The following is a 14,200-nucleotide window of genomic DNA, read 5'->3' as shown; positions in this document are numbered from 1 at the left end:
CCTGGGCCGCGATGATCCGCGCCGCCTTCTCGCTCATCTCTTCATAGTTTTCCGCTGCATAGATCCGAATCATGGCACATTTCTCCTTTTTTCATTCTTATCCCTTGCCCATTGGGGCCTTTCTTTAGTTCTATTCTAACTTCTGCCGCCTGTTTAAGCAAGGCCAGATCCTGCGTATTTTTTGTCCAATCGTCTTTCTTCTTCGCCCCGCTGTCTGTCCGTGCAAATTAGCTGTTGACAACCGCTTGTGGATGTGCTATCTTTCCAGTAGGTTAGTTCTAGCTAACCTCCGTGCAGGTGTTCTGCATTTTCTTTTTCCTATTAGGTTAGCTATAGCTAACAAAAGGAGGCGTACCAATGTCCCGCGCCCGGTTTGAACGCTCGGTGGCCTACCACTGCGCTCCGGCGCTGGTAGGGCTCAAACCCGCCAGCCTCATCTCCCTCTCGGCGGAGGACTACCCCGCCCTTCCCCGTCTGGCTGCGGACTACTCCCGCCTTCTGGCGGCGCGGGGCATCCGGATGGAGGTGCTGTGCCGGTGCCGCCGGCGCTTTCTCCTGCTGGTCTACCGCCCCGCCCTGCTGGAGCGGTGTCTCCGCTCCGCCCCGGTGGCGGAGCTGCTGGCGGAGACCGGCTACCCGGCCGGAGACTCCTGCGCCGCCCTGCTCCGCCGCCTCAGCAGCCGTATCACTGCGGGAGGTGCGTTCCCCCACGAGCTGGGCCTGTTTCTGGGCTATCCCCCCGGGGATGTGGCGGCCTTTATGGCCCACGGCGGCAGCAACTGCCGGCTGTGCGGCGAGTGGAAGGTCTATCAGGACGTGGAGGGGGCCAGGCGGCAGTTCCAAAAGTTCGCCCTCTGCCGCTCCGCCCTGTGCACCCGGCTGGCGCAGGGCCGCTCCCTACTGGGCCTGCTGGGTGCGGCGGAATACCCGGCGGCGTGATTTCAACCATTCCATTTCTCTCTCAACATTCAAGGAGGTTTTATTATGAGCAAGCTCGCAGTCATCTATTGGAGCGGCACCGGCAACACCGAGGCCATGGCCCAGGCCGTGGCGGAGGGCGCCCGGGAGGCGGGGGCCGACGTGTCCCTCTTCTCCGTATCTGAAATTTCCGCCGCCGACGCCGCCGGGTACGACCGGCTGGCTCTGGGCTGCCCCGCCATGGGCGCCGAGGTGCTGGAAGAGGGGGAGTTCGAGCCCTTCTTCGAGGAACTGTCCGGCAGCCTGTCCGGCAAGCCGGTGGCCCTCTTCGGCTCCTACGGCTGGGGCGACGGCCAGTGGATGCGGGACTGGTACGACCGTACCGCCGCCGCCGGCGCCGTCCTCCAGGGCGGCGAGGGCCTGATCTGCAACGAGATGCCCGACGACGACGCTCTGGCCGCCTGCCGGGACCTGGGCCGGGCGCTGGCGGGCTGAGGAAGGAGGCGCCATGGAACTCTCCCACACCGCCTGCCGCTATCTGCTCACCATCTACGAGCTGGGCGGCGGCCTGGAGGCCGTGCGCTCGGTGGACGTGTCCCGGCGGCTGAACGTGGCCGCCTCCAGCGTGGCCCATATGCTGGGCATCCTGGACCGGGAGGGCATGATCGAACGGCGGCGCTACGGCCGGGTCCGCCTCACCTCCTCCGGCCTGCGCTGGGCCAACAGGCTCTACACCGACCGGGTCCTGCTGGAGGCCTATCTCCGGGAGCACCTGGGCGTGGACGGCGAGACCGCCCGGCTGGACGCAGACCGGTGCCTGTGCTGCCTCTCCCCCACCACCCGGGCGCGGATGAGCGAGATGGTCCTGTCAGGCACGCCCCTGCCCTCGGTGCTCTTCCGCCAGGCCCTGTGCTCCTGACCTGCTACTTGACAAATGTCCTTTCTTCCGCTAGAATAGATGCAATCACATTGCAAAAGGCGAGGAAGGGAAGAAGGCGCGGCACATCCCGCTCAGAGAGCCGGTGGCAGGTGCGAACCGGTGTGAGGATGCCGCGCGGATACTGGTCCCTGAGCCGTCCGCCCGAACTGCAGTAGGGCGGGACGTCCGGCCCCGTTACCGGCCACGGCCTTGTTGGAGGCCAATGAGCGCCTGCCGGAGACGGTTGGCGGAAGCAGGGTGGTACCGCGTATTCTACGCCCCTGACCTAATTGTTTTAGGTCAGGGGCGTTTTTCGTCCCCTGACCGCACGACCAAAGGAGGTCCCTGTCATGAAAAAAGCCTATGAAAAGTACATCCCCTTTGTCCCCCTGAAGATGGACCACCGCACCTGGCCCGACAAGCAGATCACCAAGGCCCCCATCTGGTGCTCGGTGGACCTGCGGGACGGCAACCAGGCCCTGGTGGACCCCATGAACCTCCAGGAAAAGCTGGAGTACTTCCACACCCTGGTGGACATCGGCGTGAAGGAGATCGAGATCGGCTTCCCCTCTGCCAGCGAGACCGAGTACGAGATCTGCCGGGAGCTCATCGAGGGCGGCCACATCCCCGACGACGTGACCATCCAGGTGCTGGTCCAGGCCCGGCCCCACCTGATCCAGAAGACCTTTGAGGCCATCCGGGGCGCCAAACACGTCATCCTCCACTTCTACAACTCCACCTCCACCCTCCAGCGCAAGGTGGTGTTCCACATGGACATGGCGGGCATCACCAAGATCGCCACCGACGCCGCCCAGCTCATCTACGAGCTGTCCCAGCCCGTCATCGCCGAGGGCATGGACCTGCGGTACGAGTACTCCCCCGAGTCCTTCATGGGCACTGAGATGGACTACGCCGTGGAGATCTGCCAGGCGGTCATCGAGGCCATCCACGCCACGCCGGAGAAGAAGATCATCCTCAACCTGCCCACCACAGTGGAGAACTGCATGCCCAACTACTTCGCCGACGAGCTGGAGTACTTCATCTCCAAGCTGCCCAGCCGGGACAGCGCCATCATCTCCCTCCACCCCCACAACGACCGGGGCTGCGGCGTGGCCACCGCCGAGATGGGCCTGCTGGCCGGCGCGGAGCGGATCGAGGCCACCCTGTTCGGCAACGGCGAGCGCACCGGCAACGTGGACATGGTCACCCTGGCCCTGAACATGTACACCCAGGGCGTGGACCCGGAGCTGGACTTCTCCGACATCAACAAGATCAAGTCCATGTACGAACGGTGCACCAAGATGAAGGTGGGCGAGCGGCAGCCCTACGCCGGCGAGCTGGTGTTCACCGCCTTCTCCGGCTCCCACCAGGACGCCATCAACAAGGGCACCGCCTACATGGAGGAGAGCGGCAGCGAGTACTGGGAGATCCCCTACCTGCCCATCGACCCAGCGGACGTGGGCCGGCAGTACGAGCCCATCATCCGCATCAACTCCCAGTCGGGCAAGGGCGGCGCGGCCTACGTCATGCACCACAACTTCGGCTTTGATCTGCCCAAGGCCATGCACCCCGAATTCGGCCACATCGTCCAGGTGGAGACCGACCGGGTGGGCACCGAGCTCAAGCCGGAGCGGATCTACGAGCTGTTCAAGGAGAACTACATCGACGCCACCGCACCCTACCAGCTGGTGCGCCACTCCTTCGCCGAGTTCACCGATGAGGAGGGCCACTCCCACGTCACCTTCGCCGGTACCCTCCGCCACAAGGACACCACCTTCCAGGTCAACGGCTCGGGCAACGGCCCCATCGACGCCTTCTTCAACGCCATCCACGGCCAGAAGATGGACCGCTTCACCTTTGTGGACTACAAGGAGCACGCCATCTCCGACGGCTCCGACTCCATGGCCGTGGCCTACATCCAGCTGCGGGACCAGGAGGGCAAGGACCACTTCGGCGTGGGCATCTCCCACAACATCAACCTGGCCCCCCTCAAGGGCATCCTGTCCGCCATCAACCGGGCGGTCAGCGGCAAAGAAGCATAAGAAAACAGCAAGATGGCCCGCTGTCTGAGACAGCGGGCCATCTTTTTGCCGTTTATACCACTTGGGTCAGGAAGGTGTCCCGGTAGGACACCGCCAGCTCCTCCCATGCCGCATGGGCGGCGGCGGGGTCGTCGAAGAGCCCGAACACGGTGGGGCCGGTGCCGCTCATGCAGGCCCCCAGGGCGCCGTACTGGATGAGGGCGTTGCGGAGAGAGGCGATCTCAGCGGCCTTCCGCTCGGGGAGCACATCCTCGAATACGTTGTACAGCCGCCGGGCCACACCCTCCAGGTCCCGCCGCTCCAGGGCCTCCAGCATGCCCGCCGTGTCGGGGCGGCAGCGGAGCTTCACGGAGTCGATGCGGCCGAAGAGCTCGGGGGTGGACACCGGGAACGGGGGCTTGCACAGCACCACGTGGCACTGGGGCAGCGGGGGCAGCGGGGTAAGCCGCTCTCCCCTGCCCTCGGCCAGGGCGGTGCCACCGTAGACGCAGTAGGGCACATCGGACCCCACCCGCGCTCCGATCTCCGCCAGTTGTTCCACCGGCAGGTTGACCCCTGTCATCTGGTTCAGGGCCCGGAGCACCACGGCGGCGTCCGTGCTGCCGCCGGCCATGCCGGCGCACACGGGGATGCGCTTTTCGATCCGCAGGGCCAGCCCTCCCAGGTCCGTGCCGGTGGCCTCGCAGAACCGGAGGGCGGCGGCGGCGGCCAGGTTCCGCTCGTCGGTGGGCAGGAACTCCTTGTCCGTCTCCACCGTCAGCCCGCGGCCGGTGCCCGTCTCCAGGGTGATGGTGTCGTGGAGAGACACGGACTGCATCACCATCCGCAGGTCGTGGTATCCGTCCGGCCGGGCTCCCAGCACGTCCAGGGTCAGATTCAGCTTGGCAAAGGCGCGCACTTCCATTGTGGCCATACAGGTCTCCTCCGGCAAAGGGGGGTGGACGGCGGCTGGCCGCCCACCCCCGCTCTTATCTGATTTTCCGCGCCTCCAGATAGAAGCGCTTTTCATTTGCCTCCCCCAGGGAGAAGGTCTTGCGGGGCAGGACCCCGTCGTGCAGAATGATGGAGAACAGCCGCTCCTTGTCCAGGGCGTGGAGCAGGAAGGCCACGTTCCCCGGCCGGGCGGCCAGCTCCCGGGCCACGTCGGCGCCGTGGATATAGTCCATGCGGCAGCGGTGGGCGATGGCGTAGTCGTCCAGGAAGGGCTGGAGCGTGCCCACCGGCAGGCGGGAGGTGGGATGAGGCACGGTCACCACCCCTGCGCCGTCCCGATGGACAAAGGCCAGGGAGTGGCCCTCCCCCGGCCCCAGGTGGGCCCCCGGGAAGGCGGCCAGGAGCTGCCGGATCATGTCCTCCGGGTCCACGCCGAAGAGGACCCGGTGGATGGGCCGGAACTCCAGAGACTGGTCGTGGAGATTCACCAGCTCACACATGGTATACCGTGCGGGCAGCGAGGCCCACCGCTCCGGGGGCGTGAGCCGCTTCTGCCGCTCATAGCACTCCTTGGCCACGGCCAGGGAGTGGTTGCCGTCCCCCACGGCGAAGAGCAGGGGCGCGCCGCTGTCCCTGCCGTACCGCAGGCGGAAGGCGGCGGGGTCGGCAAGGGCCCGGAGGGCGGAGGCCACGGCGGCCTTCTCGTCCTCCCCCAGCAGCCAGCCCTTCAGGTGGCCGCCCTGCTCCATCAGGTCAAAGTCGTAGAGCACCTCCAGCCGGTCACGGGCCGCGGTCAGCGGGTCCATGACAGTGCAGTCCGGGTCGTCGGCCAGGAGCATGGCGTGGGGCAGCTCGATGGGCGCGTTCTTCCGCACCGCCACCCGGGGCGGGATGCGGCTGAGCACCGTGCCCTCGGTGCCCCGGATCAGGGTGCCTGAGCCGGGCTCGTAGTCGTACTGCTCCAGGTCCACCATGCCCAGCAGGCCCCGGCGGACCCGGCCGCCGGACAGGGTCCGCTCCACGTAGATCATGGCGTCGGGCAGGGTGCGGAACCGGCCCTCCCGCAGGTAGCGGGTCATGGTGTTGTTCACATCCATGATGTCGGTCTCCACATCTGGCCCCTCCAGGCAGCTCTCGGGAAGGATGAGCCGCAGGGCCGACGGCGCGGAGCCCACATACTCCTCCACCCGCTGCCAGTATTCCGGCTGGGAGGTGTACTGGTCGCAGGGCGCCACCGACCACTTGGCATACTCACAGTTCTGGGGCAGCAGGATGTCGGCCGGGACGAAGGGCAGTCCGTCAAAGCATCTATCCATGTCTCTCACTCACTTTCCGCCGGCGTTCCGGCCGGTCAGTCCATGGCGTTGCGGATGGCGGCCAGCAGGTCGTCAAACGCCTCATAGGCGGGGATCTGGGGGTAGTCGGCCTTGATCTGCTCCGTGGTGCGGAACAGGAACCCGGCCTTGCTGGCCTGGATCATGCCCAGGTCGTTGAAGCTGTCGCCCGAGGCGATGGTGTCGTAGCCGATGGACTGGAGGGCCTTGACGGTAGTCAACTTGGACTGGGGGCAGCGCATCCTGAAGCCGGTGATCATGCCGTCGGGGGCCACCTCCAGGGTATTGCAGAACAGGGTGGGCCAGTCCAGCTTCTTCATCAGGGGCTGGGCGAACTGCTCAAAGGTGTCGCTGAGGATGATCACCTGGGTGAAGCTGCGCAGCTCATCCAGGAACTCCTTGGCGCCGGGCAGCGGGTCGATGGAGGCGATGGTGGCCTGGATCTCCTTCAGGCCCAGGCCGTGCTCCTTCAGCACCCCCAGACGCCAGTGCATCAGCTTGTCGTAGTCGGGCTCGTCCCGGGTGGTGCGCTTGAGCTCAGGGATGCCGCTGGCCTTGGCAAAGGCGATCCAGATCTCCGGCACCAGCACACCCTCCATATCCAGACAGGTAATATACATCTCTGCGTCCCCTTTCTCGGCGTTGATGGATGCCCCGCTCAGTTTCCGGCGGAGCGGGCCTGCTTCTTGCGCAGGTTGGTGAGGAAGTTGTCCATGCGGGTCAGGGCCTCGGCGATGTCCTTCATGGAGGTGGCGTAGCAGCAGCGGATGAAGCCCTCGCCGCCGGGACCGAAGGCGGTGCCCGAGATGACGGCCACCTTCTCCTCCATCAGGAACCGCTCGCAGAACTCATCGGAGCTCAGGCCGGTGGAGCGGATGTCGGGGAACACGTAGAAGGCACCCTTGGGCTCAAAGCAGGGCAGGCCGATGCGGCGCAGGCCCTCCACCAGGTAGCGGCGGCGGCCGTCGTACTCGTCCCGCATGCGCTCGATGTCCCGGTCGCCGTTGCGCATGGCCTCCACGGCGGCGTACTGGCTCACGGTGGGGGCGGACATTATGCCGAACTGGTGGAGCTTGAGCAGCTGCTTGATGATCTCCTTGGGACCGCAGACGTAGCCCATGCGCCAGCCGGTCATGGCATGGCTCTTGGAGAAGCCGTTGATGACGATGGTGCGCTCATACATGTCGGGGATATTGGCGATGGAGGTGTGGTGCATGCCGTAGGTCAGCTCGGAGTAGATCTCGTCGGAGATGACCATGATGTCGGTGCCCCGCAGCACCTCGGCGATGGCCTCCAGGTCGGACCGCTCCATCACCGCGCCGGTGGGGTTGTTGGGGAAGGGCAGCACCAGGGCCTTGGTCTTGGGGGTGATGGCCTTCTTCAGCAGCTCGGGGGTGAGGCGGAACTCGTCCTCCGCCCGGGTCTCCAGCAGCACGGGAGTGCCGCCGGCCATGGAGGTCAGAGGCCCGTAGCACACAAAGGAGGGCACCGGGATGATGACCTCGTCGCCGGGATTGACCAGGCAGCGCAGCGCCAGATCGATGCCCTCGCTGCCGCCCACGGTCACCACGATCTGGCTGGCAAAGTCGTACTTCAGGTCAAAGCGGCGCTCCAGGTAGGAGGCGATCTCCCGCCGCAGCTCGGCCAGGCCCGCGTTGGAGGTGTAGCGGGTGCGGCCCTTCTCCAGGGAGTAGATGCCCGCGTCCCGGATGTGCCAGGGGGTGACAAAGTCGGGCTCGCCCACGCCCAGGGAGATGGCGTCCTTCATCTCCTCCAGAATATCGAAGAACCGGCGGATGCCGGAGGGCTGGACCTCCTGGATCCGCTGGGACATGATCTGCTGGTAATTCATACGAAAATAAACTCCCTTTCTCCCGGCGCCTGCTTTTCGAAGATCAGGTGCTTCTCTTTGTATTTTTTCAGAATGAAGTGGGTGGCCGTGCTGGTGACGCCCTCCAGCGGGGCCAGCCGGTCGCTGACAAAGGAGGCCACCTCCCGCAGGGTGCGGCCCGAGATGATCACCGTGAAGTCAAAGGCGCCGCTCATCAGATACAGGGCCTCCACCTCGTCGTACTGGTAGATGCGCTCGGCGATGCGGTCAAAGCCCTCCTCCCGCTGGGGAATCACCTTCACCTCGATCAGGGCGGTCACGTCCTCCCGGTCCGTAGTGTTCCAGTCCACAATGGCCTGGTAGCCCAGAATCACCTTGTCCTCTTCATATTTCTTAATGGCGGCGTCCACTTCCTCCACCGTCATATTTGCCATCGCGGCGAGCTGCTCGTGGGTAAGGGTGCAGTCCTCTTCCAAGAGCTGGAGCAGCTTGGTCATGCAGATCTCCTCCTGTCATTGTGTTTCGCCCGCCGCCCTGCGGCAGGTGCGGAGCCGTCCTCCGCTTAATATTCCTATTATAATGCGTATGGAGCAGCGCCGCAAGGGGCGGCGGGCGTTTTTTCTTCCGCCGGAGGCCTGTGCTCCGGCCAAACCTCGCTCCCCAAAAACGACATTTTGCCCCCCCGTCTGTGCAACATTTCACCCCTGCTTCCCTCCGCGCCTCTGCCCGGCGCTTCCGCCCCGCCGGGGCAAAAACCGCCGCGCTGTCCACGCCTCCGCCCGCAGCCGGGCCCTCCGCCCCGAAGCCTGGGATTCCAACGCCTCCGGGCTTTTCGGTCCGACCCATTGTAGAGCCAAATTCTCCCTCCTGCAAGGCTTTTTCACACATTTTCCAGCTTGTCCAACCATTTCTTCCCCACCCCCGTCCCTATTTGCCGAATGACAGAATCCGCCGCCCCATACCGGTCAAAATTTTGTCTATTTTCCAGTGGAAATTCCTGAACCAAAGTGCTATGATGAGGTGTAATTGATGCATAGCTAATTATTCGCGCGTTTTCTTTTCCAATTGGGAAACGCACCCGGAGGTGACAGTACAGTATGGAAACGGAATACATTGATCTGGTAAACAGAATCATTGCCGCGGAGCACACCGCACAGGAGATCGCCCGTGAGGCGCAGGAAAAACAGCAGTCTCTGGACGCCGACCTGGAGCGGGACATCTCCCACATGCGGGAGGACTATTTCGCCCGTGCCAAGCACCGGATCGAAACGGTGGAAAAGGCCGAGCGGAAGGGTGCTGAAGAGGACATCGCAAAGCTGGACCAGCGTCTCAGGGACGCCATGGACAAGGTGGAGCGGGCCTATCAGCAGAACAAAGACCAGTGGGTGGACACGCTCTTCCTCAGAATCGTGGGCGGCCAGTCCTGATGCGCCCGGCTCCCCTATCCTATGGGCGCAGAAAGGAGTGGTCGTGACATGATCGACAGCTATATGCGATACGGTGCCCTTGCCGCCAAGGTAAAGGCGCTGTACGGCAAGCGCCTTCGTTTTTCTGACTTTGAGCACATGGCGGGTCTGCCCAACGAGCAGAGCATCCTGGATTACCTCCGCAGCCAGCCCGGCTGGTCTGCCGCGGTGTCCGCCGCTCTGTCCGCCATGACCCCCTCCGGCTACGTTGGCCGCATGGAGCTGGAGGACGCCCTTCGCCTTCAGGTCTGGCGGGAATATGAGGGACTCAATCACTTTGTCCCCCGTCCCGACAAGAACCTGGTGGCATTTCCCCTGCGGCAGGCGGAGCTGCTGGCCATCTTAGGCACGCTGCGCCGCCTCAAGTCCCACGGACGGGTCCGGGAAGGCGTGCTCGCCATGCCCAACCTGCCCTTCAAGGTGAACCGGAAGGCTCTCGCCTCCTGCAAGGACTATAACGGCCTGCTGGCCGCTGTGCAGGGCAGCATCTATTATGAGCCTCTGCTCCACATCCGGCCCGATGACCCGAATGTGCTCCCCGATTACACCACCACGGAGGCTCTCCTCCGCTCCACCTACTTCTCCCACATCTACCGCATCATCTACAAGTCCTATGCCGGCGAGACCAAGTCGCTGCTGCTGCGGGGAATGGGCGAGCGGGTGGACCTGCTCAACATCATCCACATTCTCCGGCTCAAGACCTACTTCCCCGGCGACGACCAGTACTACTCGGCGCTCTTCCCCATGAACTACAAGCTCAAGCCGGAGAAGATCAAGGCCATGTGCGACGCTTCCGACGTCTCTCAGGTATTCGCAGTACTGCAGGATACCCCGTATGCCGGGCGCTTTACCGCTCAGGACGTAGCCAGTGTGGAGGACTGCTACCGCCGTTCCTTCTACACCTTTAATAAACGGCAGCTGGTCTCCGGACCGCCCTCCATCTACACTGCTGTTTCCTACCTGAACGTGAAGTCCATCGAGCTGAAGGCTCTGGTGAACGTCATCGAATCGGTCAAATATGGTGCCCATTACGATGAGGAGTTCGCCCGTCTTGTGGGTGAATGACCCCACCCGTAAAGTTTGAAAGAAAAGGGAGATGGTCTGTTTGTCAGTCATCCCGATGAAGTTACTCACCATTGCGGGACCCCTGGATCAGTTCGACACAGTGGTGCGTGAGTGCGTCATCAACCAGGAGTTCCACCCGGAAAACACCCTTCAGACCATGAAGGATGTCAAAGGGCTTCGTCCCTTTGAGCTGAACAACCCCTATACCACCCTCCTCCGCCGTGCCGAACAGGTGGCGGATGAGGCCGGTATCCCCCTGGAGTACGAGCCCTTCGAGTCTGCTCTGGGGGACGACCCCGCCAACTTCTCCGACTACTTCGACACCCTGGAGAAGCGGGTCAACGACCTGACCCAGAAGCGGGAGGACCTCCTTCAGGAGGCCAAGAACGACCGCAACCTGGTGCTCCAGCTGCAGAAGCTGAAGGGCGTCGCCGCCAACCTTGAGGATCTGTGGAACCTGGACTTCTCCCGGTTCCGGTTCGGTTACCTGCCCCGTGAGACCTACGACAGTTTCCAGAAGACCCTCAACGAGGACGACAGCATCCTCTTCTTCCCCACCAGCATTGAGCCCAAGCTGGTCTACGGCGTGTATTTCACCACCAAGGCTGCCCACGAAAAGGTGGACGCCCTCTTCAACTCCCTCCACTTCGTCCGGCTCCACATCGATGCCCACGCCCACGGCTCCGCCGACCAGGCCATCATCGAGCTGACCGCCGAGGCGGAGGCCGCGGAGAAGGCCGCCGAGCAGGCCAAGCAGGACATCTTCGGCCTCAAGCCCGCCGAGCACGACCGGCTGCTGGCCGACTACTGCTACCTGCGCTACATGAACGACGCCTACGACATGCGCCGCTTTGCCGCCCACTCCCGTGAGACCTTCTACCTCATGGGCTGGGTGCCCAGCGACAAGATCGAGGAGATCCAGGCCAAGCTGGGCAAGTTTGACCGGCTCTCCTGCGTGGTGGACAATGCGGGCGACCTGCCCGACATGACGCCCCCCACCAAGCTGAAGAACTCCTTCCTGGGCCGGGTCTTCCAGCCCTTCCTGGAGATGTACGGCCTGCCCGCCTACAACGAGATCGACCCCTCCGTCTTCATGGCCATCACCTACTGCCTGTTCTTCGGCATCATGTTCGGTGACCTGGGACAGGGCCTGTGCCTGGCCGTCATCGGCTTTGCGCTGGCCAAGTGGAAGAAGATGTGGCTGGGCAACATCATCACCTGCTGCGGCCTGTCCGGCGCCATATTCGGCTGCATCTACGGCAGCGTGTTCGGCATGGAGGACATCCTCCCCGGCTTCAAGATCATGGAGGAGAGCGTGCTCTCCGGCATGGGCGAAGTGAGCAACGTTCTGCTGCTGCTGGTCATGTCCATCATCCTGGGCGTGATCATGCTGGCCTTCGTCATGGTGGTCAACATCATCAACGGCGTGCGCCAGCACAACTTCGAGAAGATCCTCTTCGGGCCCAACGGCGTGGCCGGCATGGTGTTCTACCTGGGCCTCATCGGCGCCGCCGTGTCCACCCTGCTCTTCGGCGTGAACCTGTTCGTTCCCGCCTACGTCCTGCCCGTCATCGTGCTGCCCCTGGTGCTCATCCTCTTCAAGGAGCCCCTCTCCCTCATGCTGGAGGGCAACCCCGAGTGGAAGGAGATCCAGATCGGCGGCCTGATCGTCACCGGCTTCTTCGAGCTGTTTGAAACCTGCCTGTCCTTCCTCACCAACACCCTGTCCTTCATGCGTGTGGGCGCTTACGCCATCACCCACGTGGGCCTGATGCTGGTGGTCCAGATGCTGGCCAACATGGCCGGCGGCCTGGCCAGTCCGGGCGGCATCATCGTCATGATCCTGGGCAACCTGTTCGTCATGGGCTTTGAGGGCCTGCTGGTCGGTATTCAGGTGCTCCGTCTTGAGTTCTATGAGCTGTTCGGCCGCTTCTATGACGACGGCGGCGTGGCTTACGAGCCCAAGATCATCGATTACACGTCCCGCAGCGCGGCCTGATGGCCGTCCAGATGGGACAATCAGCATCTTTTATTCTGCCCAATGGGCTGAATATAGGTTCCAAGTGATTTTAGGAGGTCTATAAAATGAAATACCTGGTTCTTCTTCTGGCTACCTTTGCCGTTTTCTGCCCCCTGTTCCTCATTGGCATCCGCAAGTACACCGGCAAGCGGGCCAAGAACGCTCTGATGGCCAATGTCTGCTCCTTCTTCGGCTGCCTGGTGCTGTGCACCGTGGTGGGCATCGGCGGTGCCGCCGGCGCTGCCGACGTGTCCGTTGAGGCCGCTACCGCTTCCGCCAACGGCATCATGATGGGTCTGAAGTACATCGGCGCCGCTCTGGCCGTGGGCCTGTCCGGCATCGGCGGCGGTATCGCCGTCGCTTCCTCCGCTTCCGCCGCTCTGGGCGCCATCTCCGAGAACGACAAGGCCTTTGGTAAGGCCCTGATCTTCGTCGGTCTGGCCGAAGGCGTCGCCCTGTACGGCCTGATTGTGGCCCTGCTCCTCCTGTTCACCTAATACGACAGGCGACTGTTCCCCCTGGCCGGCCCGCCCCACAGGGCGGCGCCGGCCAAAACCTCCCCTGCGCGGGAGCCGGCACAGTCTCTCTGGCCCGGCTTCCGCCGCTGTCCGCCCCAGGGCGGGCAGCGGCGGGGTCCTCCATCCGCCGGAGGTTTTATTTCCTGACTGCGCGCCGAAAGGCGCATGGAGGTCTGTATGAAGTATTTTGTTATCACTGACAGCACCGATACCCAGGTGGGCCTGCGTCTGGCGGGTATCGAGGGCGTGGTGGTCCGGGAGATCCCCGAGGCCCGGAAGGCCATTCAGGACGCCGCGGCCGACCCCGACATCGCCGTCCTCCTGGTGACGGAGAACCTGGCGGCCAAGTGCTCTGACCTGCTGGAGCCCCTGAAAATGAGCTGCCATATCCCTCTGGTGGTAGAAATTCCGGACCGTCACAGCACCGGCCGTGCCTCCGACTCCATCACCCGTTATATCCGCGAGGCCATTGGGGTCAAACTTTGACCTGTGTCCTCCTCTTTTAACCAAAGGAGGTTTCTTCCATGTCTGAACTGAACAAAAAGCTGGACCACTTTACGTCCACGCTTCTGGCTGAGGCCACCGCTGAGACCGACCGGGTCCTCAGCGAGATCAAGGCCCAGCACGATAATTCCTACTCCGAGGCCGAGGACAAGATCCTGGCCGAGGCTTACCACTACATCCGCACCGAGGTGTCCCGCATCCGCAGCGAGGAGGGCCGCAAGGTCTCCCGCCACATGCTGGACAACAAGAAGACCCTCTACCTCCGCCGTGAGGCCATCGCCAGCGAGGTCTTCGAGGCGGTGCGGGACCGCATCGTCGCGTACAGCGCCACCCCCGACTACCGCAAGCGGCTGACCGAGGTGGCCCGTCAGGCCGTGGATACCCTGAAGGGCGCCGATGACATCGTCATCCACCTGCGCGCCGAGGATATGGACCAGTCCGCCGCCATCACCGCCGCTCTGGGCGGCGTGAAGGTGACCTTCGAGGCCGATCCCACCATCCTGCTGGGCGGCCTGACGGCCGTGTCCGCCTCCCTGGGCCGCCGCGTGGATGCCACCTTCGGCACCGCCATGGCCGAGCTGAACGGACACTTCGCCGAGATCTTCGGCCTGTCCCTGTCCGACGATCTGACCGAGGAGTAAGACCGCGTC

15 protein-coding genes and 1 other annotated feature are annotated in these 14,200 nt (G+C 63.7%); of the genes, 10 read left to right on the top strand and 5 right to left on the bottom strand.

Annotated elements, in window-relative coordinates; translation table 11 throughout:
• Positions 1-357 precede the first annotated feature (357 nt).
• From Q0K23_RS04235 to leuA, 4 genes are all read left to right on the top strand, one after another.
• A complete protein-coding gene (locus tag Q0K23_RS04235; RefSeq protein WP_294518219.1) occupies positions 358-939 on the top strand; it encodes a DUF3793 family protein in 582 nt (193 codons plus the stop codon).
• A gap of 45 nt (positions 940-984) precedes the next feature.
• Complete coding sequence (locus Q0K23_RS04230; RefSeq protein WP_294518217.1) at positions 985-1,413, top strand: flavodoxin; 429 nt, start codon at positions 985-987, stop codon at positions 1,411-1,413.
• Positions 1,414-1,426: 13 nt separating this feature from the next.
• Complete coding sequence (locus Q0K23_RS04225; protein WP_294518215.1) at positions 1,427-1,837, top strand: metal-dependent transcriptional regulator; 411 nt, start codon at positions 1,427-1,429, stop codon at positions 1,835-1,837.
• Between the two features lie 53 nt (positions 1,838-1,890).
• Positions 1,891-2,123, top strand: a binding site (T-box leader).
• 64 nt (positions 2,124-2,187) lie between these two features.
• Entirely contained in the window at positions 2,188-3,879 is a 1,692-nt protein-coding gene (leuA, locus tag Q0K23_RS04220) for a 2-isopropylmalate synthase (protein ID WP_294518213.1), read from the top strand.
• A 52-nt stretch (positions 3,880-3,931) separates the two neighbouring features.
• On the opposite strand, the gene ispE is transcribed toward leuA, so the two are convergent.
• The 5 genes from ispE to Q0K23_RS04195 are packed head-to-tail and all read right to left on the bottom strand — an operon-like array spanning position 3,932 to position 8,474.
• Positions 3,932-4,792, bottom strand: a complete 861-nt coding sequence (gene ispE / locus Q0K23_RS04215; protein WP_294518211.1) for a 4-(cytidine 5'-diphospho)-2-C-methyl-D-erythritol kinase — start codon at positions 4,790-4,792, stop codon at positions 3,932-3,934.
• 55 nt (positions 4,793-4,847) lie between these two features.
• On the bottom strand, positions 4,848-6,128 hold the full coding sequence (locus Q0K23_RS04210) for a DUF1015 domain-containing protein (protein ID WP_294518209.1): 1,281 nt from the start codon (positions 6,126-6,128) through the stop codon (positions 4,848-4,850).
• A 35-nt stretch (positions 6,129-6,163) separates the two neighbouring features.
• On the bottom strand, positions 6,164-6,766 hold the full coding sequence (gene thrH, locus Q0K23_RS04205) for a bifunctional phosphoserine phosphatase/homoserine phosphotransferase ThrH (protein ID WP_294518207.1): 603 nt from the start codon (positions 6,764-6,766) through the stop codon (positions 6,164-6,166).
• A 38-nt stretch (positions 6,767-6,804) separates the two neighbouring features.
• A complete protein-coding gene (locus Q0K23_RS04200; RefSeq protein ID WP_294518205.1) occupies positions 6,805-7,998 on the bottom strand; it encodes a pyridoxal phosphate-dependent aminotransferase in 1,194 nt (397 codons plus the stop codon).
• Positions 7,995-8,474: an Lrp/AsnC family transcriptional regulator gene (locus Q0K23_RS04195; RefSeq protein ID WP_294518202.1), complete on the bottom strand. Its 480-nt coding sequence runs from the start codon at positions 8,472-8,474 to the stop codon at positions 7,995-7,997. Before Q0K23_RS04195 ends, Q0K23_RS04200 begins: the two co-directional genes overlap by 4 nt.
• 600 nt (positions 8,475-9,074) lie before the next feature.
• On the opposite strand from Q0K23_RS04195, the gene Q0K23_RS04190 reads away from it, so the two are divergent.
• From Q0K23_RS04190 to Q0K23_RS04165, 6 genes are all read left to right on the top strand, one after another.
• Positions 9,075-9,404 carry a hypothetical protein gene (locus Q0K23_RS04190; protein ID WP_294518200.1) on the top strand — a complete coding sequence of 110 codons (330 nt, stop codon included), beginning with the start codon at positions 9,075-9,077 and terminating at the stop codon, positions 9,402-9,404.
• 48 nt (positions 9,405-9,452) lie between these two features.
• The gene (locus tag Q0K23_RS04185) at positions 9,453-10,508 is read left to right on the top strand and encodes a V-type ATPase subunit (protein WP_294518198.1); all 1,056 of its coding nucleotides are present in this window, start codon (positions 9,453-9,455) and stop codon (positions 10,506-10,508) included.
• A 31-nt stretch (positions 10,509-10,539) separates the two neighbouring features.
• Positions 10,540-12,507 carry a V-type ATP synthase subunit I gene (locus Q0K23_RS04180; protein ID WP_294518196.1) on the top strand — a complete coding sequence of 656 codons (1,968 nt, stop codon included), beginning with the start codon at positions 10,540-10,542 and terminating at the stop codon, positions 12,505-12,507.
• A gap of 86 nt (positions 12,508-12,593) precedes the next feature.
• The gene (locus tag Q0K23_RS04175; protein WP_148317651.1) at positions 12,594-13,025 is read left to right on the top strand and encodes an ATP synthase subunit C; all 432 of its coding nucleotides are present in this window, start codon (positions 12,594-12,596) and stop codon (positions 13,023-13,025) included.
• Between the two features lie 198 nt (positions 13,026-13,223).
• A complete protein-coding gene (locus Q0K23_RS04170; RefSeq protein ID WP_294518192.1) occupies positions 13,224-13,532 on the top strand; it encodes a V-type ATP synthase subunit F in 309 nt (102 codons plus the stop codon).
• Between the two features lie 38 nt (positions 13,533-13,570).
• Positions 13,571-14,191 (top strand): V-type ATP synthase subunit E, encoded by a 621-nt coding sequence (locus Q0K23_RS04165; protein ID WP_294518190.1) that lies wholly within the window; start codon positions 13,571-13,573, stop codon positions 14,189-14,191.
• The last annotated feature ends 9 nt before the right edge of the window (positions 14,192-14,200 follow it).

It is taken from the genome of uncultured Pseudoflavonifractor sp. (assembly GCF_944387275.1).
GTDB lineage: Bacteria > Bacillota > Clostridia > Oscillospirales > Oscillospiraceae > Pseudoflavonifractor > Pseudoflavonifractor intestinihominis.
Note: the sequence above shows the minus strand (reverse complement) of the source record. Positions and strands in the feature narration are given on the sequence as shown.